Source organism: Oribacterium sp. P9 (assembly GCF_046365365.1).
Classification (GTDB): domain Bacteria; phylum Bacillota; class Clostridia; order Lachnospirales; family Lachnospiraceae; genus Oribacterium.
The window spans coordinates 1-21550 of sequence record NZ_JBKEIS010000016.1; the positions used below are offsets into that span (position 1 = coordinate 1).

Consider the following 21550-nt stretch of genomic DNA (forward strand, 5'->3'; position numbering starts at 1 on the left):
CGAAATAAAGACTATTGGATTGATACAAAGATACGATACGCGCAGACAACAGAATAGGCTTAAAACCGCTTGATGGAAGGCTTTTTGAAATGCAGGATTTCGGAAGCCTTCTTTTTTTGCCTTTTTTGCAGTGTTTGATGAGCAACGGATAGCGGCTGGGAGAATGGGTGGGTGCAAACAATGAACGATAGCAAAAAAGCGTAATCGTTCAAAGTGAGCTATCGTGTAAAGGGTATTAGGTGTCGTTCAGTGTGTATGGTTTATTTCCATCCGGATTGTCATTTGCAGATAGTAATGCGGTTGCTGCGATAATGCAGCAAAAACGACTGGATAGCTTGACTTTTCGCAGCGTTTGTGATATTATAATATAGAGGTGGACCTATGAGCAAATTTGGAGATTATCTGAGACAACTCAGAAACGAAAAAGGAATTAGCCAAGCTGATGTTTTTCATTTGACCGGAATTACTAATTCTCGTTTGTCCAAAACAGAAAATGGTGCGGATAATACGCTTAACCCGGCGGAATTAAAGAAATTGGCAACTGTATATGAAGTGGCAATCATACCGATTTATATTATGGCTGGCTATTTAGAACCATCAGATTTAGAGGAATATCGGTCGGGCTTTAAAGGTATAGAGCTTCTTGATAAAGATGAAAAGGAGCATATTCAATATCAGATCGATTTTATCAATAGAAGGAGAGGAAAATAATTATGATTTTTCATCTTGGAGAATTATTCTGCGGGCCCGGCGGAATCGGCTGGGGAGCCACGCATGCAGATATAGGAAATGAGGAGTTTGGAATTGTTCATCAGTGGGCAAATGATCTTGATGAATCTACATGCCGTACTTACACACGAAATATCTGCCCAAATGAACCAGAGAGCGTTTATTGTGAAGATGTGCATACTCTCGATATAGAAAAGCTTGGAGCCATTGATGCACTTGCATTTGGCTTCCCATGCAACGACTTTTCTCTTGTTGGTTCAAAACTTGGTTTTAAAGGGAAATATGGGCCTCTGTACACATACGGAATTGAAGTGCTGAAAATGTACCGACCGATGTGGTTTCTTGCAGAAAATGTTGGCGGTCTAAGAAGTGCGAATGAAGGAAAAGCGTTTGATAAGATCTTGTCAGATATGAAAGATGCAGGATACCGTATTTATCCGAATTTATATAAATTTGAAGAATATGGTATTCCGCAGGCAAGACACAGAATTATTATTGTGGGCATCAGAGATGACCTTCCGTTCGAATTCAAAATTCCTGCTCCAACAGGAGAAATGAAAACCTGTCGTCAGGCAATTGAAGAACCTCCGATTCCAGCGGATGCATACAATAATGAACCTACTAAACAATCAGCGCAGGTTGTTAGAAGATTAAACTTGATTGGACCGGGACAAAATGCTTGGGATGTGGACTTGCCGGAGGATTTGAAGATTAACACCAAAACCCGGATTAGTACAATCTACAAAAGACTTGATCCTGAGAAACCGTCTTATACTGTGACTGGATCAGGTGGAGGCGGAACACATATTTATCATTGGGCAGAGCCGAGAGCTTTAACGAACAGAGAGAGAGCAAGGCTGCAAACATTCCCAGATGATTATGTTTTTGAAGGCTCGAAGGAACAGGTAAGAAAGCAGATTGGTATGGCAGTTCCTTGCGAAGGCGCAAAACTGATATTTGAAGCAATTTTGAAGACATTTGCCGGCATTGAATATGATGCTGTAGAGCCGAATATTGTTGACGAAGAATAAATAGAAGGGCGCAGACTATTTGCAGATAGTTTGCACCCCTCTTTTATTGAATTATGTCATTGTACAGCTGCAGGAGATTTTCTTCTGCAGTTTTTTTCTTTAGCTGGCATTCCCATATAGTCAGAACTCGCCATCCCTGTTCGGTAAGCGTTCGCAGGTTTTCAGCATCTCTTTCGACATTGCGATTAATCTTTTTATGCCAGTATTCCTCGTTGCTGGAAGGCCACACAAAGCGTTTGCAGTTATGCTTATGCCAGAAACACCCATTAACAAAGATTACAGTTTTATATTTGGGAAGTACGATATCAGGGCAACCAGGGAGCTTACTGACATTCTTCCTATAGCGGAGGCCTTTTGAAAACAGATATTTTCTAACCGTTTCCTCCGGCTTGGTATTTGTGCTTCTGATATGAGACATATTTTTGCTCCGCACTTCTTTTGAATGAGTGTCAGCCATATCAATCCTCGATTACATCGTAGTAAACGGCACCATCCGGCAGTTTGATATTCGGAACCCATAACTGTTTGCCGCCCCAGCCCTTAGTTCCGGTAACTTGGTACATCGTAAGAACTATCTTTCGAGGGAAAGAACCTCCAAGGTTCCAGTCGTTAGGAGACAGCAACGCGCCTGTTCCTTGGGCGATGTCTCTGTTCCTGCGAACAATCAGTATTCCCTGTGTAGTTGGAGCCTCGGCAAGCATCACATCGATAATGGACATAAAGGACTTCAGCTTGAAATCCGGGCTGGCTACTACATGCGAAAGTACTTCTTTCATAAGACGCAGACTAACCTGATAATATGGCTCTGTTTCAGAGAATACAGAAAGCAGATTGGATATATCCTCGATGGTGTTATTGTCTGGATAGAACGGATAATAGTTGGTGCCGCCAGAAATCGCTTCTACATGGTCTGTATCAAGAACATTCTTGCGGGTAGGGTTTAAACCTTCCGGATAGTATATCTTAATTTCATCAAGACCTTGCTCAACCTGTGAGATAATTGCATTGTTGGTTGCATTGATATCTGCAAACAGCTTATAGAGCCGCTCGTCAATATACACCATCATCATTCCAGAGTCGCGGTCATAGCCAAACATACGGCTATGCTGCCACATCGTATCTGCCTGGGGCTTCTTGGCTGTTCTGGTATAATACAGAGTCTGCAGGCTTGGAAATGTTACGCCACGACCTAAAGTGTTTCCGCCTATAACGAAATTGCATCCAACAGAATACTCGTCACTTTCAACTTCCGTCTTTCCGTTCATCACTATGATTTTAGCTTCGTTATTCGTAAGAATTTTCTCAACTATAGTCATGATTTCCCTGAAAGATACTTTTTCACTTTTTGCAGGATTGAGCCGTGTATACTGCTTTTTTAGCTCAGCAGAAAAGTCACCGCTCATGTTGGCTTTGCACCAGTCGAGTTCTGCCTTAATACTTGATGCGAATTTTTGATGGGCCGCCTGACGCACGCTTGGATGAATCAGACAGTTTGACACTGTTCCTCCGACCGCCAAAAGCTGTGCTGAAACAAGCAGATGTCTGATAACAACATCCCGCTCCGGCGTAGTGAGACTATCTGCAAAGGTTATACAATCTGGCTTTCCCGTCTTTGGAAAGAAGAAATCGCCGCCAAGGTACGCTTTACCAGGTTTGAAATAATGCGTGAAAAGAGGATGCCATCCAGATTCCTTGGTCTGAAGGAATATAGCCTGCGGCGTTCCGGTGACCTGCAGATACAAACTGCTTGCAGCACCATTGCGAATGGAGTCCAAATACTTATTAATAGATGACTGACGATTTTTATTTACCAATGTATTCAGAGAAGCAGCATCAGCCTCATCATCTATGATAAAAAGAGGATTCCCCCGCATAAAACCTGTAGAGCTGAAGATGTTGGCCCACAATTTGAGGATACGAGCATTCTTTTTCAAGACAACGATTGTAGGCTGCATCAGACTGTTATCAGCAAAGATGCGGGCATCGTTTTCTCCGCAGATGCAGTAACCTTCCAAATCGGCCTTTACTCGGTCAAGAGTCTGCTGCTGAAGTACAACATTATCTGTGGTCAGCAAAACAAACACTGGAAATCCAAGATCAGTTGCTTTGCACATGATGCCAAACATCTGTCCTGTTTTGCCGGACTGAACATTACCAAGTAAGAGTCCGATTTCATGGGTTGTAAAAGAAAAATTTTTAAGGTACCGGTTTCCTACTTCTTCAGCAGTAGAAGAAATAGACTCGGCAAGTCCTGCATTACCGCGAGAAGTAATTTTATCAAGATAGGTTTTCAAATACTGCATTAATCATCCTCTCCTTCCGCATCTTCTGGTTTAAAAGAAAGCATCCAGACATCAAGAGAATTACCTTCTTCATCAAGTGCTTTCTGACCAGTTTTCTTTAGGTAAAGATTTTCACATCCATATTCTCGGAGAATTTCCTTAGTTATCATTCCTTTTCGGTCGGTATCCAACTGTGTATCATTGATTGGAGAAACAAGACCTGCAGCGGCAAGGCGCCCCTTGAGCCATCTTCCCATGATAAGTTCATCACCGACAGCACTAAACTGTTTGTTGCCGTCACTGGTAGTGTGAGCCTTAAACCAATAACCATCATCAGTGATGATAAAGAAAGGCACATTTTTTTCGGGATATCCATCAATTTGCGTGATTTCTTTGGCAACCGTAAGCTGGGTTTCAAACCAGTCACGAGATTTGCGCTTGCTTCTCGGAGCTGCATAGCAAACATTAACATTCGACTTCGTGTAATGCTTTCCGTCATCCATAAGACGTTCATCGGAAGCAGGTACCTTTAGAGGAAGAAGAAATGACGCATATGCCGTGCATCGCTTGTAGAATTCGACATTCGAAGGCGGAACTTCTGTAACAAGCTCAATCCCAGTCAGTGCAGTATTCTTTTCAAATATCAGCGGCATATCTGTGATATCATCGATCTGCGCAGAACAGTTTGGAAGTTTGAGTTTCTCGACAAAATCGGAAATCTCCTGACATTCAGAAGTATCGGTGGTCAGAGCAGAAAACTCATACTGCCTGCGGTTGGAAGCCTCCATTTTTATAACACCAAGGTTTGCAGAACCTATGATGGCGGCAAAAGGCTGCCCATCTTTATAAAAACAGTAGATTTTTCCATGATATTTGAATGCGCGAACCATACGGATTTCACCGATGCCTGCGGTCATCCATTTTCTGTTGATTTTTACAGCGGTGTGATAAGATCCCTCCGGCATGCCCTCTATATAATACATGCCAATGTTAAGGCACACATTTTTAATATCGAATTCAGATACTATTGCATCCAGCTCTTCCAGTGAAGCACGGGAAACATATCCAACTGCGATTTCAAGATGATCAGCTTTTGCCGCCTGTTCTTTGAAGCAGTCAGCAATTGTCTGCTGCCCATCATTGGTTCCGAGTGGAAGGATATTAGAATATAGCATTTTCATTTTGATTCCTCCTCTATTGTTTCCATGATTTCGTCTATATGAACATGCAGTGCTTCACAAATTTTCAAAAGAACATCAGTGGTGATGTTTTCACACTTGCCCAGTTTTGCAATGGATGCAGAACTGATGCCCGCGGCAATTCGCAAATCATGCTTATTCATGCCTTTGTCTATTAACAGTTTCCAAAGTCTGTTGTAACTAATTTTCATTTATCAATCACCTCGCTTAGTCATCAAACAAATCATCAGATTCAATTTCTAACTGTGTACGCTTTTTGAGCATTTCGTAATATTGTTTGACATTGTTATATTCTTGCAGAATTGGGAACTCGGGCAGTTCCATATGGTTTCTGAGGACTATATACCTATGAGGATTCTTACGCAGTTCACTGATATCTATTGTTATTGTGAGACCGGTTTGCTCCGGCCGACCAAAGTAATCAGAGTACTTATATGGAAGTTCATCCTCTTCAACAATTGATGTTGAATCGAGCAAACGTTCTGGAATTGATTCTGGATCAGGGTACTTGTCATACGTCCTATATTCCAGAAATTCACTATAAGCCTCAACCCAAACCTTTCTCGGCAGATCATAAATTTGAGAGGGCCATCCATATTCATCAATGTCTGATACAGCCTCTATGGATTTTTCACGGATTATGCATCTGTACAAGAATGATTCAGCTTCATTTAAAAATGATTCTCCAGTGCTGCCTTCTTCATATGTAAGACAAGGATATATGCGTTCGAGAAACTCCCAATATTCGTCTGTTCCATTTCCTGAACAGTCAGTAAACAACTTCTCTAAATATGGGAGAAATATAAAACGCTCAATTTTCTCTGGAATCATATCGTAGAGCATATCAAATGTGCGGTCGGTATAGGATCGATGCTTCATTTTTTCAAAGAAGCTGCCAACTTTTTCAAGATTGGCATCATATTCTGAGGCGAAGTACACAGCGGCAAAATACTCCTGAAATGAACGGTGAATGAAATAATACTGTTCGCCTTCGCGGTACATAATGCAGAGGTTGTCCGTAAGATCAAGAAGGAAGTCCCTTGGAGCAATATTCTGATGCTCTGGTGCGGCAGTCTTCAGAACCTTTTTCATGTAGGCATTAAACAGCATGGAATCGAACTCAAGGATCTCATCCTTATATGTTCTTGCACAAAATTGAGAGAAGTACTTGGCGAATTCCTCAGGTGTAAGTTTTGTATGCAATGGACGCTTAAATGAGCCTTTTGAAGCATCATGCAGGCGAGCCATGGTTTCGTATGCCTTGGAATAAAAGACATGCATCTTGGCAGGTACTTCTCCAAAGGAAGAATATGTCATCAGCATGATGGTCAATAGGAGCGGATTACTTGCAAACTGACGGTGAGAAAAATATAGGGTCTTATCTAACGCTTCCAAAAAACTATTTTTGCCCTCAATATCCCAAAACTCCAGTTTCTCTATAAGTTCTATGGACTGCTTTTTGGTTAGTTCCAGAATATCAAATAGTGAAAACTTCGAATAGGAAATGAAGGAGTAAACTGGACGTGATGTGATAACAATCATATTGCCTGGGTAGGATTTAATGAAGGCATCTAAATCCTGATCGAAGGAATATCTGACAGAAGACTGAATTTCGTCAAGACCGTCCAATAAAAGAATAAGTTGTTTTTGCTGCAGGGCCGCAATGATGCTCACCTGCGTGATTTCGGAATCATATTCTTTCATGGAATTCCAAATAAAATCCACCATCCCACAAGTGGTATCTTTATAGTCTTTGAGGGAAAGCAGGATTGGTGTATATCCAGTATCCTGGGCATGGTCTGCTGACGAAAGAAACAAATGGGTTAAGAGCATAGATTTTCCTATCCCGCCGATGCCCTGAATGATTACATATTTTGATTCAGCTTCCAATTTATCTATGGTGACATTACTGATAGTCTTTTCTGCTTTAGGGTCACGAATACCAGTGGCACGAAATTTACGGTATCGGATATCGTTGCAGACATATAAATCATAAAATGGATGCGGCTTTTCTGCATACAGCAAGGTTTTCTTTGTAGAAAAGTACGAAACGGCCGCATTTAGATACTTATCAAATGCGGAAGTGTTATCCTCATCTTTGCTTTCTTTTAATTCTGCTGAGATTGCCGGATCAATAAAGAAGATACTTCCTGCATTATCTGCTGTCAGTTCAGGAGCAATGTCAGAAAATGCTCCTAATGGATTATTTTTAGTTTCTTGAGCACCCTTTGGGGTGCTTTTTTTCTTTTTAGTCGATGCGGCTTCTGTAATGATGGAAACGAAAAGTTCTGCAAGTTTATCTCCTGCATTATATGCATCAATGTCTGGAATATCATTGCGGAATACAGTGCAGAGAATTTGTATAGTCGCATCTGAAAATTGCGCAATATATCCAGAAAAATTCATTGGTTCAAGGTAAGCATTTACCTTCTTGGAAATTCCGCTGATCGAAGTGTATCCGTTGCAAAAAGATTTGTAACTGCTCGGTTTGTATTCATCCAGTATGTCCTGTCCCTCTTCGGTGAGGATGGCTCCAAATATTGATTTTGTAAATTTATCGGTGCTTCCTCCGGCACTGATGACGGAGGATAGTTTTTCTATAAAGTCTTTAAACAGCATTTTATATCCTTCCTTATACAAGCCTGTCCAAGCCTATCCTGCGCTGTCCAGTTGTACCGATTCGACTTCCTATAATAAAGGTGAACCTAAGAAAAACATTTCTCGTGGAGAGGCTTGAAAGTTGATATTTAATTATAGCACAAAAATGTGAATTTTTCTACGGGCGTTACAGATATCAAATTTACAAAAGCAGTATTTAAAACTCTGATTGCAAATTTGACTCTGCAAATTGCTGGTTTCACCAGTTTTCGTTAGGCATCTCCATGCAATTCCAAGTATCTGACATTGAGACGGATACACAAAAAAAACTATGTATCCGCCTGAGTGTCAGAGACTCAAAACCTGTCTCAGCGTTCATCCCCTGATCAAGGATGCCCGAAGCGGTGAGACGGACAACAATCGAATAAAGTCAACCCATCGGGACGGTTGGCCAGTTAAGAAGTGAGGATTCATTCTTATGGCCAATTATTATGGGAAGTCCTGTGTGGATTCTCACTTCGGTATGAGACCGAAGGAGGGTCTGCACTATGGACAATCTACAGACAAACAAAAAGTATTTCATTCCAATGGAGGTAACATCGGAAACCATCAAGGCATTCAATATCAATGCTGAAGATGTACAGTGGTCGAGAATCGGAAATAAGAAGGTTAAGGCGATTATGGTTCCGGCTACGGAGGAGCAGTATTACGCATATATGCGTCCGCTGTGGCGTGAGGACAAGCAGAATCAGAGGGCAAGCAAACAGGAAGAGGCGGGCAAAATGAAGCCCGTATCATTGGATCAGCTCTACGAAGACACAAAGTATGAGACTGTTGATCCGGTAACCGATGTAGAAGCAACTCTTATGAAAAGATTGCTGATTGCTGAACTGCATAAAGCACTGGACGAGCTGGAGGAAATCGACCGCACCATCATGGAAATGTACAGCCAAGACTACACCGAAACACAAATCGGACAGGCTGTGGGTATGAGCCAGCGTGGTGTCGGCAAGCGTAAACAGCGTATTTTGCTGAAGCTCCGCACCAGACTGAAGGATTTCAGATAAGGAAGATGCCTGCTGTGGTACATATCATTGCACCACAGCAGGTTTTTTATATTTTTTCAAAACTGCGGTTCTTAAAACAGACCCGGATGTCCTTTCACTCTCAGAGGGGCAGTAAAGCCGCTCGGAAAGGACGGTGTCAAACATGATGACAACCAAATGCAGATCAGGCACAGAATGCCGCGAGAGCAGTGACCTCGACAGAGAACTGTCTGATGTTCTCATTGCAATCAGTGTCGTGTCAAGAAGAATCGCAGACAGGCTTTCTGCCGGCGATGGAAAACTGAATATGGAAGGAGGCAGTCCACATGGGAAAAGTAAGCGAATTGTCCATGCTCGTGGATGAACTGAAAAAGTGCGGTGAAACACTTATCGGTATCTCAGAGGAACTGACAGGGCTGTTCAGTTCGGCAGAACCGGAAAAGCAGCCTTCGAAAAAGAGTGCTGCTAAGAAGAAAGAGCCGGAGCCGTCTGCGGAAAAGGAGCTGACGCTGGAAGAAGTCAGAGCTGTTCTGGCAGATAAGTCGAGAGCTGGATTTACCGAACAGGTCAAAGAGCTTCTGAAAAAGCATGGTGCGGATAAGCTTTCTGCAATTCACCCGGCAGAGTATAAAGCACTGCTTGCGGATGCGGAGGTGCTTGGAAATGCTGGATAAACACGCAGTCTTGTCAGCATCATCCAGCCACAGGTGGATTGCCTGCCCGCCGTCAGCACTCCTTTGTGCCAAAGAAAAGGATGTATCCAGTGAATTTGCCATGCAGGGAACGGACGCACACAGTTTGTGCGAGTTCAAAGTAAAAAAATCGCTTGGTCAGGCAGCAAAAGACCCAACCGAAACGCTGACATACTTTGATGAGGAGATGGCAGACTGTTCCGATATGTATGCACAGTATGTGATGGAACAGGTGGAAGCATCCAGGAAGAAATGCAGGGACCCTATTGTTCTGGTAGAACAGCGTCTGGACTTTTCCAAGTGGGTGACCGAGGGATTCGGTACCGGGGACTGTGTCATTGTAGCAGATGAAACGCTGACAATTATTGACATGAAATACGGAGTCGGAATTCTTGTTTCTGCAGAGAAAAATCCGCAGATGATGTGTTACGCATTGGGGGCTTTGGCTCTGTTTGATGGGATTTACGATATCACCGAGGTATCAATGACAATCTTCCAGCCACGAAGAGACAATGTCAGCACATACACCATTTCAAAAGAAGAACTGCTTAAGTGGGCGGATGAGGTGCTTTCCCCTGCCGCACAGCTTGCGGCGAAGGGCGAGGGCGAATTCAAAGCTGGAAGTCACTGTCAGTTCTGCAAAGTAAAAGCCACCTGCCGAAAGCGTGCAGAGTACAACCTGGAACTTGCTCGTTATGACTTTGAGATGCCTGCCAACCTGGAAGATGAAGAAATTGAGGTCATTCTTTCCAAAGCAGACGAGCTGGTTTCCTGGGTGGGAGACATCAAGGAATATGCACTGCAGCAGGCAGTCAGCGGAAAAGAGTGGACAGGCTGGAAATTGGTCGAAGGACGCTCGAACCGCAGATATGTAAATGAAACAGCCGCTGCAGACAAAGTGCAGTCGGCAGGATATGACCCATATGAACATAAGGTTCTGGGCATCACTGCTATGACGAAACTGCTCGGCAAGACAAAATTTGAAGAACTGCTCGGCGGCCTAATTGAGAAGCCGCAGGGCAAGCCAACTTTAGTACCTGTATCGGACAAGCGTCCGGCAATGAATACAGCAACAAATGATTTTAAGGAGGACAACTGATATGTCAAAGAATTTTATGAATCCGACCAAGGTAATCACCGGACCTAAGACCCGCTGGAGCTATGCCAATGTATGGGATGCTAAGAGCATCAACGGCGGCACACCGAAGTTCAGCGTTTCCCTTATCATTCCGAAGAGTGATACCGCAACCGTAAACAAGATCAAGGCAGCAATCCAGGCGGCTTATGCCGAGGGCGAATCCAAGCTGAAGGGCAGCGGCAAGAGTGTGCCTGCACTTTCGGTACTGAAAACTCCGCTTCGTGACGGCGATTTGGAGCGTCCGGATGATGCGGCTTACGCAGACAGCTACTTTATCAATGCCAACAGTGCAACGGCTCCCGGCATTGTAGATGCTGACCGCCAGCCGATCCTTGACCGCAGCGAAGTATACAGCGGTGTATATGGCCGTGCATCCATCAACTTTTATGCTTTTAACTCCAACGGCAACAAGGGCATCGCCTGCGGCCTGAACAATCTCCAGAAGATTGCAGACGGTGAGCCTCTTGGCGGTAAGTCCCGCGCTGAGGATGATTTTGCAGACGCAGCGGCTGAGGACGATTTCCTCGCATAAGAAAGGACAGGTGAAAATCTATGACAATTTTACAGACAGTTTTGACAACAGCACTTTTGGTAATGTGGCTCTGCTTCAGCATCACATTCCTGGTTTCGGACATCCAGAGCTTTATCTTTGACCGCAGACGTGAGAAGCGGGAGCAGAAAAAGGAACAGCGTGATCTGGAATACCATGAGGAACGCATGAAAAATCTGAAATAAGATGAGTGCGGCGGGCGGCAGGAAGTTTTCTGCCGTCTGCTTTGCTGTAAAGGATGGTGACGATAATGGAAAAAATCAATAGTTTATCTTTGGACTTAGAAACCTATAGCGATGTGGATCTGAATAAATGCGGCGTATATAAATATGCCCAGTCCTCTGCATTTGAAATCCTGCTGTTTGGTGTGTCAGTGAACGGCGGTGAGGTGCAGGTTTACGATTTGGCACAGGGAGAATCAGTGCCGGTGGAAATCATCAAAGCACTGACGGACAATTCTGTTTTGAAATGGGCATTCAATGCTTCTTTCGAGAGAGTCTGCCTGTCAGTGTGGCTGCAAAGATACTATCCGCAGTATTTTGAAAGCTACAGCATTCATGAGGATACAGTCGGAGGCTATCTGAACCCTTCAGCATGGCGATGCTCGATGGTGTGGTCGGCATACATGGGACTGCCGCTGTCCCTTGCAGGTGCCGGGGCTGTGCTCGGCTTGTCGGAACAGAAACTGAGAGAAGGCAAAGACCTCATTCGCTATTTCTGTGTTCCATGTAAGCCGACAAAAGCCAACGGCGGCAGGACAAGAAATCTGCCGGAGCATGATGCACAGAAATGGGAAACCTTCAAAGCCTACAACAAGCGTGATGTCGAAGTGGAGATGTCAATCCAGGACAGGCTTAGAAAATATCCTGTGCTGGATTTCGTGTGGGATGAATATCACATCGATCAGGAAATCAACGACAGAGGGATTGCACTGGATAGGACTCTTGTGAAAAATGCCATTGCTTTTGATGAAAAATCTAAAGCGGAGCTGTCAGAAAAAATGCAGGAACTGACAAATCTCGACAATCCCAATTCGGTACAGCAGATGAAACAGTGGCTTGCAGATAATGGTCTGGAAATGGACAGCCTCGGCAAAAAGGAAGTGGCTTCTGTTCTGAAGACTGCACCGGAGCCGCTTCGAACAGTGCTGACATTGAGGCAGCAGCTCGCTAAATCCTCGGTCAAAAAATATCAGGCAATGGAAAATGCAGTCTGCGAAGACGGCAGAGCCAGAGGAATGTTCATGTTTTATGGCGCAAACAGGACTGGCAGGTTTGCCGGCCGCATCATACAGCTGCAGAATCTGCCGCAAAATCATATGCCGGACTTGGAGCAGGCGCGAGGTATTGTCAGGGACGGAAACTATACGGCGGCAGAACTGTTATACGATGATATACCGGACACGCTGTCCCAACTGATCCGCACAGCTTTTGTGCCAAGACCCGGCATGAAATTTGTGGTATCGGATTTTTCTGCAATTGAAGCGAGAGTTCTTTCCTGTCTTGCAGGCGAAAAATGGCGAAGTGAGGTCTTTGCCAATAACGGAGATATTTACTGTGCATCGGCATCGGCTATGTTTGGCGTGCCTGTGGAAAAGCATGGCGTGAACGGGCATCTGCGGCAGAAAGGAAAAATCGCGGAGCTGGCACTTGGCTATGGCGGCTCAGTCGGTGCATTAAAAGCAATGGGAGCACTGGATATGGGACTTGCTGAAGATGAGCTGCAGCCGCTGGTGGATATGTGGCGAAGCTCCAACCCTAACATTGTGAAGTTCTGGTGGGAGGTTGACCGATGCGTCAAGGAAACTGTGAAAAAGAGAGTGCCGACCGAAACGCATGGCATCCGCTTTATCTATCAGAGCGGGATGCTTTTCATCAAGCTCCCTTCCGGCAGACAGCTTTCCTATGTAAAACCTCGCATGGGAGAGAACCGATTCGGCGGTGAAGCAGTTACCTACGAAGGAGTCGGCGGCACGAAGAAATGGGAACGCATCGAAAGTTACGGTCCAAAGTTCGTGGAAAATATCGTGCAGGCTATCAGCCGGGATATTCTGATGTATGCGATGAAGACGCTGTCGCATTGCTTTATCTGCGGTCATGTACATGACGAGCTGATCATCGAATGCAGCAAAGATGTATCGGTGGATGCCATCTGTGAGCAGATGGGAAGAACACCGCCGTGGATTCCGGGACTTCTGCTTCGAGCAGATGGCTACGAATGCGAATTTTATAAAAAAGATTAAATATCAGTTCTTAAAGTCAGGGTTCCTGTCCTTTCACTCTTAGAGGGCAGGAGCCCTACTTTTATGAAAGGCGGTATTTCAATTATGAAAGAACTGATACCGAAAGATGAGTACGGCATCTTTGTAGATGCCCATGACACCGCAAGAGTGGACAGTCTGTTCGTGGCTGAATTTTTTGAGAAGAACCACAAAGAGGTTCTGCGTGATATCCGTAAAATTATCGATCCGACTTCCGGATTGAGTGAGGAATTTAGACAGCGCAATTTTGCGCCGTCCTCATACATCAACAATCAGAACAAAAAACAGCCTTGTTTCTGTATGACTCGTGATGGTTTTACTTTGCTGGCTATGGGATACACAGGTCAGAAGGCAATGAAGTTCAAGGAGCTGTACATCCGCAGATTCAATGAAATGGAAACATTTATCAAAAATCTGGTATCTGCAAGACAGGAGTTTCCGCTTCTTACCGATAATATCAAGCTGCTCCACGAAAACCCAAGGCCGTACCACTTCAGCAATGAGTGCGATATGTTAAACCGCATTGTTATTGGAATGTCGGCAAAGCAGTTCAGGCTTGCCAATGGCATCGAAAAGGGGAAAAGCATCCGGCCGTATCTGAATAAGGAGCAGATCAATATGCTGGAAACACTGCAGAAGGTCGATGTAGGACTGCTTGTTGCTTTTCCTAATTATGAAGACCGAAAGCGCCATCTGGAATGGTACAAAGCGAAGATCGAGGAGGAGAAATAATTATGTTTTATGTGAAAGAACAGCTGAATAATGCGATGGAAGTATCTGTGGAAATTAACGATGAGAATGTTTATTGCCGCTGCCCTAAGTGCGGCTGTGAAGTTCAGGTTGATCTGGCGGAGGTGTTCGCAGATGGTGATATCGATCTGTTTGGCACCGCAGTTCTGTGCAGCAGCTGTACGGAAAAGATGATGGGAGGAAAGCGTTGTGGGTGTGAGCAGGTATAACAGCGAAGGCTATCCTGATCCAACTACCTACGGTGCATTAAGCAACATCGAAAATGAGATGAAAGCGGCAAGAGCATACAGACCTATCGTGTATGTATGCTCCCCATTCTCTGGAAATGTGGAAGAAAATACAGCAAATGCAAGAAAATACAGCCGTTTTGCGGTGGAGTGCGGGTATATCCCCATCGCTCCGCATTTGCTGTATCCGCAGTTCTTAAATGACAATGCCCCGGTGGAACGGGAGCTTGGGATGAATTTTGGCAATGTACTCATGAGCCATTGTGCCGAGGTGTGGGTATTCGGTGAAACGATAAGCACCGGAATGGATGCCGAGATTAGGAGAGCCAAAAGGAAGACTTACCGACTGCGGTACTTTAACAGCACTCTGGAAGAAGTGCCGGATATCAAATGCAGGAAGGGAGAGACTTAAAAATGCGTGATTTAAAGATAGCCTACGGCAATTCCAGACAGGCAAAGTTCTGGGCGAATAAGACTATAAAATTTGATGAGCTGTGTGACAGACTGCGAAACCCTGTCCGCACATCGGAAACGGCAGAGGAATATCCAAAGTTGCCGAAAAAACAGCGTGATGACATTAAGGACAAGGGCGGTTTCGTTGCCGGACACCTGAAAGATAACCGCAGACAGGCAAATAAGGTGGCGTGCCGTTCCATGCTGGTGTATGACCTGGACAGCGTTGACAGAGAGTTCCTTGACCATATCGCAGATAAGATCGGAAACAAGGGCTGCTTTTACACTACGCACAGCCATACGCCGGAACATCCAAGGGCGAGAATGATCATTCCTGTCACTCGTGATATGACGCCGGATGAATTCAATGCGGCGGCGAGATATTACGCTTCGGACAACGGATTTTTGGATATGCTCGATCCATGCTCCTTCTCCCCTCACCAGCTGATGTACTGGCCGACCTGTCCGTCAAACGGAGAGTACCAGTTTGGGGAGCTTGATGGCGCGTGGCTTGACCCAGATACAGTGCTTGCAAATCATCCGAACTGGCAGGACTGTTCCCTGCTTCCAACGACACCGAAGGAAAGCAAAGCCGCAGATCACAAGGTACAGCAGCAGAAAGATCCGCTTGAAAAAGAAGGTATCGTGGGTGCATTCTGCCGTGCGTATTATCCGATAGAGCTTGCCATCAGTGAATTTCTTTCAGATGTATATTCTCCCACAGCAGATATTTCCGGCAGATATGATTATATCCCCGGTGAAGGCTCCGCGGGCGTGGTTATCTATGATGATAAATTCGTATACAGCCACCATGCCACAGACCCTGCGGGCGGCAGACTCTGCAATGCGTTTGAATTGGTGCGCATCCATAAATTCGGTGATATGGACGAAAAGAAATCCTTCAATCAGATGTGCGAATTTGCCATGACACAGGACAAGGTAAAGCTGCTGATCCTTGAAGAAAAGCAGAAAAGTGCGGCAGCAGATTTTGATGGAAAAGAGGATTGGAAAACAGGTCTGCGATATATGCCAAGGAGCAAGTGCCTGGAGAACAGCGTGTGGAACCTGATGCTGATTCTGAATAATGATCCCGATTTTGCCAATATCGCATTTAACGAGATGGTGGGCAGAGTGCAGATCACAGGCGATGTCCCATGGACAAGACCCTGCGACAACACCTTCTGGCGGGATGCAGATACCGCACAGATGAAAGCTCTGATCGATATCCGCTATGAAACCTTCTCCGGAAGAAATTATGAAGTGGCATTCACCAAAGTCGTAGAGGACAGGCATTTCCATCCCCTGCGTGAATGGCTGGACGCACTGCCGGAGTGGGACGGAACGGTGCGGCTTGAAAATCTGTACATTGACTGCCTTGGTGCCAAGGATACCGCATATGTCAGAGCTGCCACCAGAAAATCTTTTGTGGCAGCGGTAGCGAGAATCTACGAGCCTGGCACTAAGTTTGATTCGGTCGTTGTTCTGGTAGGACCCCAGGGCTGCGGCAAGTCTACGATTTTTGCAAAGATGGGCAAGGATTACTATTCCGACAGCCTGTCCCTTATGGATATGAAGGATAAAAGCGGTGCGGAGAAGCTGCAGGGCTACTGGCTGTTGGAGCTTGGCGAACTGGCGGGCTTAAGAAAAACAGATGTGGAAGTCGTGAAGGCATTTGTCAGCCGTACCGATGACATCTATCGTCCGTCCTATGGCAGAACGGTGGAAAGCCATCCCCGTCAGTGCATCATTGTGGGGACAACAAACTCGGAGTCCGGCTTTCTGCGTGATATTACGGGAAACCGCAGATTCTGGCCTATTAAGGTAACAGGTGTCAGCAAAAGAAAATCGTGGGACATGACCGATGAGGAGGTTGTGCAGCTTTGGGCGGAGGCAAAGTACCTGTATGGGCAGGGCGAACCTTTGTACCTGAATGAGCAGGAAAACAGTGAAGCACTGAGCGAACAGATTGATGCGATGGAAACCGATGAGCGGCAGGGCATCGTGGAGGAATATCTGAATACACTTCTGCCGGATAACTGGAACAGCATGGATCTGTATGAGAGAAGGAATTTCCTAACGGACAGCACTTCGGCAAAGGGTACAGTACAAAGAAAGACCGTAAGCAATGCGGAAATATGGAGCGAGTGCTTCTGCCGGAACCTCTCCGATCTCAAGCCATCCGATTCTTATGCGATAGCCGCCCTCATGACCAAAGTGGACGGTTGGGAGCGTACTGAAAAAATCAGAAAGCTTGCCATCTATGGCAGACAGAGGATTTACGAGAGGTTGTGATTCGTGCAGCCTGTGAATTTCAGACAGGTTGTGAACTTGCAAAAAGCCTTATAAACAGGGGCTTTCAGGCACTCTAAGACACAAGTATCACAAGAATTTCTATAATAATTATTTTTATATTTATATAGGCAGATATATAGCCCGTATACACGTATATACGCATATAGAAATTTTCTGAGATACCTGTGTCGGTTGTGTCTTGTGAATTTTGGAGGTGAAAACGCAGTGAGAGAAAAGCAGATTGAACAGAAACTGGTGCAGGCTGTGAAAGCAGTGGGAGGTATCTGTCCGAAGTTTGTATCTCCGGGATACGATGGAATGCCGGACAGACTGATTCTTCTTCCAAACGGAAGGACGGCATTCGCAGAGCTGAAGGCACATGGAAAGAAACCAAGACCGCTGCAGACGGCAAGGCATGAGATGTTAAAGCAGTTAGGCTTTCAGGTGTATGTGATTGATGCCGCAGAGCAGATTGGAGGGATCATTAATGAGATACAGTCCACATGATTATCAGCAGTATGCTATTCGATATATCGAGGAGCATCCCATAGCGGCAATTCTTCTGGACATGGGTCTCGGCAAAACGAGCATCACGCTGACGGCAGTTGTTGACCTTTTGTTTGATTCCTTTGAGGTGCATAAGGTTCTGGTGATTGCGCCGCTTCGTGTGGCAAGAACGACATGGAGCGATGAAATACAGAAATGGGAGCATCTGAACATTCTGCGGTATGCCATTGCGGTTGGAACGGAAGATGAACGGCTGTCGGCGCTGAAGAGTAAAGCTGACATCTACATCATCAATCGTGAAAATGTGCAGTGGCTGATAGAAAAGAGCGGTATTGCATTTGATTTTGATATGGTGGTTGTGGATGAGCTTTCGTCCTTTAAGAACTGGCAGTCAAAGCGGTTTAAGGCTTTCATGAAGGCAAGAGCGAAAGTGAAGCGTATCGTAGGTCTGACAGGCACTCCGTCTTCCAATGGCATGATGGATCTGTTTGCAGAATTTAAGCTACTTGATATGGGAGCAAGACTTGGAAGATTTATTGGCCAGTACCGCACCGCCTTCTTTGCACCAGACAAGAGGAATGGACAGATCATTTACAGCTACAAGCCGCTGCCGGGAGCAGAAGATGCAATCTATCAGAAAATTTCAGATATCACGATTTCCATGAAATCCACTGACCATTTGCAAATGCCGGAGCTGATCAGCACGCAGTATGAAGTGGTGCTTTCCGAAAAGGAGCAGGAAAAGTACGAGGAAATGAAAAAGGACCTGGTGCTGCAGCTCCCCAACGGAGAGATCACAGCTGCCAATGCCGCAAGCCTTACCGGAAAGCTGTCACAGATGGCAAACGGTGCGGTGTATGGGGATGATGAGAAAGTTCTGGAAATACACGAAAAGAAACTGGATGCTTTGGAGGATATCATTGAAGCTGCAAACGGGAAACCGATACTGGTGGCATATTGGTTTAAGCACGATTTGGAACGCATCTGCAGACGACTGGAAGAATTGAAGGTGGAATACGCCAGGATTTCTTCTCCCGGCAGTATCGAAATGTGGAACAGAGGTGAGTTTGCAGTAGGCCTGATCCATCCGGCATCCGCAGGACACGGCTTGAATCTTCAAAGCGGCGGCAGTCACCTTATATGGTTTGGTCTTACATGGTCGTTGGAGCTGTATCAGCAGACCAATGCCAGACTGTGGAGGCAGGGACAGACAGCAAGCACAGTGGTGATTCAGCACCTTATCACCAAAGGCACAGTGGACGAACAGATCATGAAGGCTCTGGAAACGAAGGACGCTTCTCAGTCCGCACTGATCAGTGCCGTAAAAGCCAATCTATGACAATCAATGAAAATCAGAGTCAATCCGAGGGAAATTTATATTTTCGGAGGTTAGGCTATGACAGCAAAGGAATATTTACAGCAGGCATACAGGCTGAATGAACTTATTGACTCTGATGTCCATGAGCTGGAACGGCTGAGAGATCTGGCAGGAAGAATCAGCAGTCCTAATTTTGGAGAAAGAGTACAGAGCAGCAGAAATCTTGATGCACCGTTTGTAAAGTATCTCGGCGACATTATGGAGATGGAAGAAAAGATACAGAAAGAACTGTGCAGACTGGTCGTATTAAAAAAGCAGATTCTTGCGGCTTTGGAAAGTGTGGCAGACCGGGAAGAACGGCTTCTCCTTACTTACCGTTATCTCAACAACGAGAGCTGGGAGCAGATTGCAGAAGATCTGTCGGTCTCCATGAGTACCGTCCATCGGATTCATGCATCCGCACTTAGAAATTTTCCTGTCCCAAACCAAGGTTGACACGTTTTGGAATGGAATGACACATAGGAAATGAGTATAATAGTAGTATAGAAAATTGCGTAAAGCACAAAGCCTTCATGGGAGCAATCCTGTGAGGGCTTTTCTTATGCCGACAAGGAGGTGAGCCGATGCCGAGAAAACCGAAACAGCCCTGTGCTTACCCCGGCTGTCCGAATCTGTCGGACGGCAGATACTGCGAACAGCACCGCAAGCTGATGGAGAAGAACTACGAGCAGTACAGTCGTGACCCAGCGGTGCATAAAAAGTACGGCAGAGCATGGAAACGGATTCGTGACAGCTATGTCAAGACGCATCCCTTCTGTGAGAGGTGCTTTGAACAAGGCATCCTTGTTCCTGTGGAAGAGGTGCACCACAAGGTTCCCATCTCACAGGGCGGCACCCATGACCAAAGCAATCTGATGAGCCTTTGCAAAAGCTGTCATAACAAAATACACCATGAGATTGGTGACAGATAGCTGTGTGCGTGACCCGGTAGGGGCGGTCAAAATCTCTGTGGCTTTAGGTCCCGGAAAACGGCGCCCCCTCAAACGCACAAAAACGGCGGTTCAAACAGGGTATTAAACCCCAGGGCGAGAAAGGAAATTAAAATTATGGCGAGAGACGGCACAAATCGTGGCGGTAGACGAGTGCGCGCCGGAGATAAACCGGCACCTGCCGCCGAAAAAATACAAAAAGGACAGCAAGTCCAGATACTGAAAAATGATATTCCCACACTGAGTCCCACAGAACTGGAGGCGGTTGACCTGCCGGAAGGCGCTGTGATGAATGGCGTGGAGATGCCAAAGCCGAGCGATTACCTGTCGGCAAGGCAGAAAAACGGTGTTCCCCTCGGTGCGGATGAAATCTACAAGGAAACCTGGCTGTGGCTGAAAGAGCGTAACTGCGAGAAACTGGTCAATCCAAGACTCATCGAAGCCTATGCGCAGGCATTTGCCAGATACATTCAGTGCGAGGAAGCTACCAGCACCTATGGTCTGCTCGGCAAGCATCCGACCACAGGAGGTGTGATCACTTCCCCGTTCGTGCAGATGAGCCAGCAGTACCAGAAAAGCGCAAATCTTATCTGGTATGAAATTTACGACATCGTCAAGCAGAACTGCACCGAGGTGTTCGAGGATAACCCAAACGATACGATGGAGCTTCTGCTCCGGGCAAGGAGAAAATAGCATGATAGAGAAAGTGAATCCGAGCCACCCGGATAAGGTGGCAGACCGCATTGCCGGAGCAATCGTTGACCTGGCATATGCAGCAGAAGAAAATCCCAAGATTGCAGTCGAGGTGCTGATTGGACATGGCTTCTGCCATGCGATTGTGGAAACTGATGCCAGGCTGAACATTCGAGATATCATGGATGTCATCAGCCGCATTGCCGGAGATGTACAGCCGGATATTGTGATCGTTCCGCAGGATGCTCATCTATCCGAAAACCAATCCGGGCAGTTCCGTTGCGGTGACAACGGTATCTTCAAGGGTGTGCCTTTGACGGAGGAGCAGAAAAAGCTGTCCGAAATTGCACATTCCATTTATGAAAAGTACACTTCTGATGGAAAGTACATTCTGGACGGCAATCGCCTGATCATTTGCCAGAGCAACGCTGACAGCTATGACCTCATGTGTGATTATCCGAATGCGGAGGTCAATCCCCTCGGTGACTGGACAGGCGGCACCGATGTTGATACCGGTGCCACCAATAGAAAGCTGGGTTCCGATATGGCGGATTCCGTTACAGGCGGTGGCTTGCATGGCAAGGATCTGTCGAAAGCAGATGTGTCTGTGAATATCCACGCATTTCTGAAAGCTCAGGATTTGGGAGAGCCTGTATCACTGGTGTGCGCCATTGGCGATGATACGGTAGACGGTGTCCCATATGCGGACATTGTCGCGGAAGCGAAAGAATATATAGACTCCATCGGCGGTTTTGAGAAGTTTGCCGAGTGGGGTCTTTTTTGATGGAGGTGAGGA

Annotated in this window: 23 protein-coding genes; 18 read left to right on the top strand and 5 right to left on the bottom strand. The window is 45.8% G+C overall.

Translation table 11 applies throughout. The annotated features are described in order from the left end of the window. Positions 1 to 381: 381 nt before the first annotated feature. The gene (locus ACK8P7_RS08915) at positions 382 to 711 is read left to right on the top strand and encodes a helix-turn-helix domain-containing protein (protein ID WP_410043861.1); all 330 of its coding nucleotides are present in this window, start codon (positions 382 to 384) and stop codon (positions 709 to 711) included. A gap of 2 nt (positions 712 to 713) precedes the next feature. Beyond that, complete coding sequence (locus tag ACK8P7_RS08920; RefSeq protein WP_410043862.1) at positions 714 to 1760, top strand: DNA cytosine methyltransferase; 1047 nt, start codon at positions 714 to 716, stop codon at positions 1758 to 1760. A gap of 43 nt (positions 1761 to 1803) precedes the next feature. Here ACK8P7_RS08920 and ACK8P7_RS08925 read toward each other — a convergent pair whose 3' ends face one another. The 5 genes from ACK8P7_RS08925 to ACK8P7_RS08945 are packed head-to-tail and all read right to left on the bottom strand — an operon-like array spanning position 1804 to position 7860. Further along, positions 1804 to 2217 carry a very short patch repair endonuclease gene (locus ACK8P7_RS08925; protein WP_410043863.1) on the bottom strand — a complete coding sequence of 138 codons (414 nt, stop codon included), beginning with the start codon at positions 2215 to 2217 and terminating at the stop codon, positions 1804 to 1806. Position 2218: 1 nt separating this feature from the next. Further along, positions 2219 to 4063 (bottom strand): Z1 domain-containing protein, encoded by a 1845-nt coding sequence (locus ACK8P7_RS08930; protein ID WP_410043864.1) that lies wholly within the window; start codon positions 4061 to 4063, stop codon positions 2219 to 2221. Then, positions 4063 to 5223 carry a restriction endonuclease PLD domain-containing protein gene (locus ACK8P7_RS08935; protein ID WP_410043865.1) on the bottom strand — a complete coding sequence of 387 codons (1161 nt, stop codon included), beginning with the start codon at positions 5221 to 5223 and terminating at the stop codon, positions 4063 to 4065. Before ACK8P7_RS08935 ends, ACK8P7_RS08930 begins: the two co-directional genes overlap by 1 nt. Next, positions 5220 to 5432 carry a helix-turn-helix domain-containing protein gene (locus ACK8P7_RS08940; protein ID WP_410043866.1) on the bottom strand — a complete coding sequence of 71 codons (213 nt, stop codon included), beginning with the start codon at positions 5430 to 5432 and terminating at the stop codon, positions 5220 to 5222. The genes ACK8P7_RS08935 and ACK8P7_RS08940 overlap by 4 nt, the downstream gene beginning before the upstream one ends. Positions 5433 to 5448: 16 nt before the next feature. Continuing rightward, positions 5449 to 7860, bottom strand: coding sequence for an NACHT domain-containing protein (locus tag ACK8P7_RS08945; protein ID WP_410043867.1), 2412 nt, complete (start codon positions 7858 to 7860; stop codon positions 5449 to 5451). A 527-nt stretch (positions 7861 to 8387) separates the two neighbouring features. Here ACK8P7_RS08945 and ACK8P7_RS08950 point away from each other — a divergent pair. The 16 genes from ACK8P7_RS08950 to ACK8P7_RS09025 all read left to right on the top strand — a co-directional run bounded on the left by ACK8P7_RS08950 (position 8388) and on the right by ACK8P7_RS09025 (position 21538). After that, on the top strand, positions 8388 to 8906 hold the full coding sequence (locus ACK8P7_RS08950) for an RNA polymerase sigma factor (RefSeq protein WP_410043868.1): 519 nt from the start codon (positions 8388 to 8390) through the stop codon (positions 8904 to 8906). Between the two features lie 305 nt (positions 8907 to 9211). Next, positions 9212 to 9559, top strand: a complete 348-nt coding sequence (locus ACK8P7_RS08955) for a hypothetical protein (protein ID WP_410043869.1) — start codon at positions 9212 to 9214, stop codon at positions 9557 to 9559. Next, positions 9549 to 10676 (top strand): DUF2800 domain-containing protein, encoded by a 1128-nt coding sequence (locus ACK8P7_RS08960; RefSeq protein ID WP_410043870.1) that lies wholly within the window; start codon positions 9549 to 9551, stop codon positions 10674 to 10676. Before ACK8P7_RS08955 ends, ACK8P7_RS08960 begins: the two co-directional genes overlap by 11 nt. 1 nt (position 10677) lies before the next feature. After that, a complete protein-coding gene (locus ACK8P7_RS08965; RefSeq protein ID WP_410043871.1) occupies positions 10678 to 11247 on the top strand; it encodes a DUF2815 family protein in 570 nt (189 codons plus the stop codon). A gap of 41 nt (positions 11248 to 11288) precedes the next feature. After that, on the top strand, positions 11289 to 11450 hold the full coding sequence (locus ACK8P7_RS08970; RefSeq protein ID WP_410043872.1) for a hypothetical protein: 162 nt from the start codon (positions 11289 to 11291) through the stop codon (positions 11448 to 11450). Between the two features lie 65 nt (positions 11451 to 11515). Beyond that, complete coding sequence (locus ACK8P7_RS08975; RefSeq protein ID WP_410043873.1) at positions 11516 to 13507, top strand: DNA polymerase; 1992 nt, start codon at positions 11516 to 11518, stop codon at positions 13505 to 13507. A gap of 63 nt (positions 13508 to 13570) precedes the next feature. Further along, on the top strand, positions 13571 to 14257 hold the full coding sequence (locus tag ACK8P7_RS08980) for a Rha family transcriptional regulator (RefSeq protein ID WP_410043874.1): 687 nt from the start codon (positions 13571 to 13573) through the stop codon (positions 14255 to 14257). 2 nt (positions 14258 to 14259) lie between these two features. After that, on the top strand, positions 14260 to 14484 hold the full coding sequence (locus ACK8P7_RS08985; RefSeq protein WP_410043875.1) for a hypothetical protein: 225 nt from the start codon (positions 14260 to 14262) through the stop codon (positions 14482 to 14484). After that, positions 14465 to 14914, top strand: coding sequence for a hypothetical protein (locus ACK8P7_RS08990; protein WP_410043876.1), 450 nt, complete (start codon positions 14465 to 14467; stop codon positions 14912 to 14914). The genes ACK8P7_RS08985 and ACK8P7_RS08990 overlap by 20 nt, the downstream gene beginning before the upstream one ends. 2 nt (positions 14915 to 14916) lie before the next feature. Then, on the top strand, positions 14917 to 17247 hold the full coding sequence (locus ACK8P7_RS08995; RefSeq protein WP_410043877.1) for a VapE domain-containing protein: 2331 nt from the start codon (positions 14917 to 14919) through the stop codon (positions 17245 to 17247). 225 nt (positions 17248 to 17472) lie between these two features. After that, entirely contained in the window at positions 17473 to 17754 is a 282-nt protein-coding gene (locus tag ACK8P7_RS09000) for a VRR-NUC domain-containing protein (RefSeq protein WP_410043878.1), read from the top strand. Beyond that, positions 17735 to 19093: an SNF2-related protein gene (locus ACK8P7_RS09005; RefSeq protein ID WP_410043879.1), complete on the top strand. Its 1359-nt coding sequence runs from the start codon at positions 17735 to 17737 to the stop codon at positions 19091 to 19093. The genes ACK8P7_RS09000 and ACK8P7_RS09005 overlap by 20 nt, the downstream gene beginning before the upstream one ends. Positions 19094 to 19150: 57 nt before the next feature. Further along, positions 19151 to 19567 (top strand): sigma factor-like helix-turn-helix DNA-binding protein, encoded by a 417-nt coding sequence (locus ACK8P7_RS09010; RefSeq protein WP_410043880.1) that lies wholly within the window; start codon positions 19151 to 19153, stop codon positions 19565 to 19567. Positions 19568 to 19695: 128 nt separating this feature from the next. Then, positions 19696 to 20043, top strand: a complete 348-nt coding sequence (locus tag ACK8P7_RS09015) for an HNH endonuclease (RefSeq protein ID WP_410043881.1) — start codon at positions 19696 to 19698, stop codon at positions 20041 to 20043. Between the two features lie 135 nt (positions 20044 to 20178). After that, positions 20179 to 20754, top strand: a complete 576-nt coding sequence (locus ACK8P7_RS09020; RefSeq protein WP_410043882.1) for a P27 family phage terminase small subunit — start codon at positions 20179 to 20181, stop codon at positions 20752 to 20754. A 1-nt stretch (position 20755) separates the two neighbouring features. Then, a complete protein-coding gene (locus tag ACK8P7_RS09025; protein ID WP_410043883.1) occupies positions 20756 to 21538 on the top strand; it encodes an S-adenosylmethionine synthetase N-terminal domain-containing protein in 783 nt (260 codons plus the stop codon). Positions 21539 to 21550 lie beyond the last annotated feature (12 nt).

Excerpts from the sequence above, each read along its gene's own strand:
- ACK8P7_RS08930 (WP_410043864.1), bottom strand. The coding sequence starts at position 4,063 with ATGCAGTATTTGAAAACCTATCTTGATAAAATTACTTCTCGCGGTAAT.
- ACK8P7_RS08935 (WP_410043865.1), bottom strand. The coding sequence starts at position 5,223 with ATGAAAATGCTATATTCTAATATCCTTCCACTCGGAACCAATGATGGG.
- ACK8P7_RS09020 (WP_410043882.1), top strand. The coding sequence starts at position 20,179 with ATGGCGAGAGACGGCACAAATCGTGGCGGTAGACGAGTGCGCGCCGGA.
- ACK8P7_RS08975 (WP_410043873.1), top strand. The coding sequence starts at position 11,516 with ATGGAAAAAATCAATAGTTTATCTTTGGACTTAGAAACCTATAGCGAT.
- ACK8P7_RS08925 (WP_410043863.1), bottom strand. The coding sequence starts at position 2,217 with ATGGCTGACACTCATTCAAAAGAAGTGCGGAGCAAAAATATGTCTCAT.
- ACK8P7_RS09010 (WP_410043880.1), top strand. The coding sequence starts at position 19,151 with ATGACAGCAAAGGAATATTTACAGCAGGCATACAGGCTGAATGAACTT.
- ACK8P7_RS09005 (WP_410043879.1), top strand. The coding sequence starts at position 17,735 with ATGAGATACAGTCCACATGATTATCAGCAGTATGCTATTCGATATATC.
- ACK8P7_RS09015 (WP_410043881.1), top strand. The coding sequence starts at position 19,696 with ATGCCGAGAAAACCGAAACAGCCCTGTGCTTACCCCGGCTGTCCGAAT.
- ACK8P7_RS08915 (WP_410043861.1), top strand. The coding sequence starts at position 382 with ATGAGCAAATTTGGAGATTATCTGAGACAACTCAGAAACGAAAAAGGA.
- ACK8P7_RS08985 (WP_410043875.1), top strand. The coding sequence starts at position 14,260 with ATGTTTTATGTGAAAGAACAGCTGAATAATGCGATGGAAGTATCTGTG.
- ACK8P7_RS08980 (WP_410043874.1), top strand. The coding sequence starts at position 13,571 with ATGAAAGGCGGTATTTCAATTATGAAAGAACTGATACCGAAAGATGAG.
- ACK8P7_RS08960 (WP_410043870.1), top strand. The coding sequence starts at position 9,549 with ATGCTGGATAAACACGCAGTCTTGTCAGCATCATCCAGCCACAGGTGG.
- ACK8P7_RS08955 (WP_410043869.1), top strand. The coding sequence starts at position 9,212 with ATGGGAAAAGTAAGCGAATTGTCCATGCTCGTGGATGAACTGAAAAAG.
- ACK8P7_RS08995 (WP_410043877.1), top strand. The coding sequence starts at position 14,917 with ATGCGTGATTTAAAGATAGCCTACGGCAATTCCAGACAGGCAAAGTTC.
- ACK8P7_RS08965 (WP_410043871.1), top strand. The coding sequence starts at position 10,678 with ATGTCAAAGAATTTTATGAATCCGACCAAGGTAATCACCGGACCTAAG.
- ACK8P7_RS08920 (WP_410043862.1), top strand. The coding sequence starts at position 714 with ATGATTTTTCATCTTGGAGAATTATTCTGCGGGCCCGGCGGAATCGGC.
- ACK8P7_RS08950 (WP_410043868.1), top strand. The coding sequence starts at position 8,388 with ATGGACAATCTACAGACAAACAAAAAGTATTTCATTCCAATGGAGGTA.
- ACK8P7_RS09025 (WP_410043883.1), top strand. The coding sequence starts at position 20,756 with ATGATAGAGAAAGTGAATCCGAGCCACCCGGATAAGGTGGCAGACCGC.
- ACK8P7_RS08940 (WP_410043866.1), bottom strand. The coding sequence starts at position 5,432 with ATGAAAATTAGTTACAACAGACTTTGGAAACTGTTAATAGACAAAGGC.
- ACK8P7_RS08945 (WP_410043867.1), bottom strand. The coding sequence starts at position 7,860 with ATGCTGTTTAAAGACTTTATAGAAAAACTATCCTCCGTCATCAGTGCC.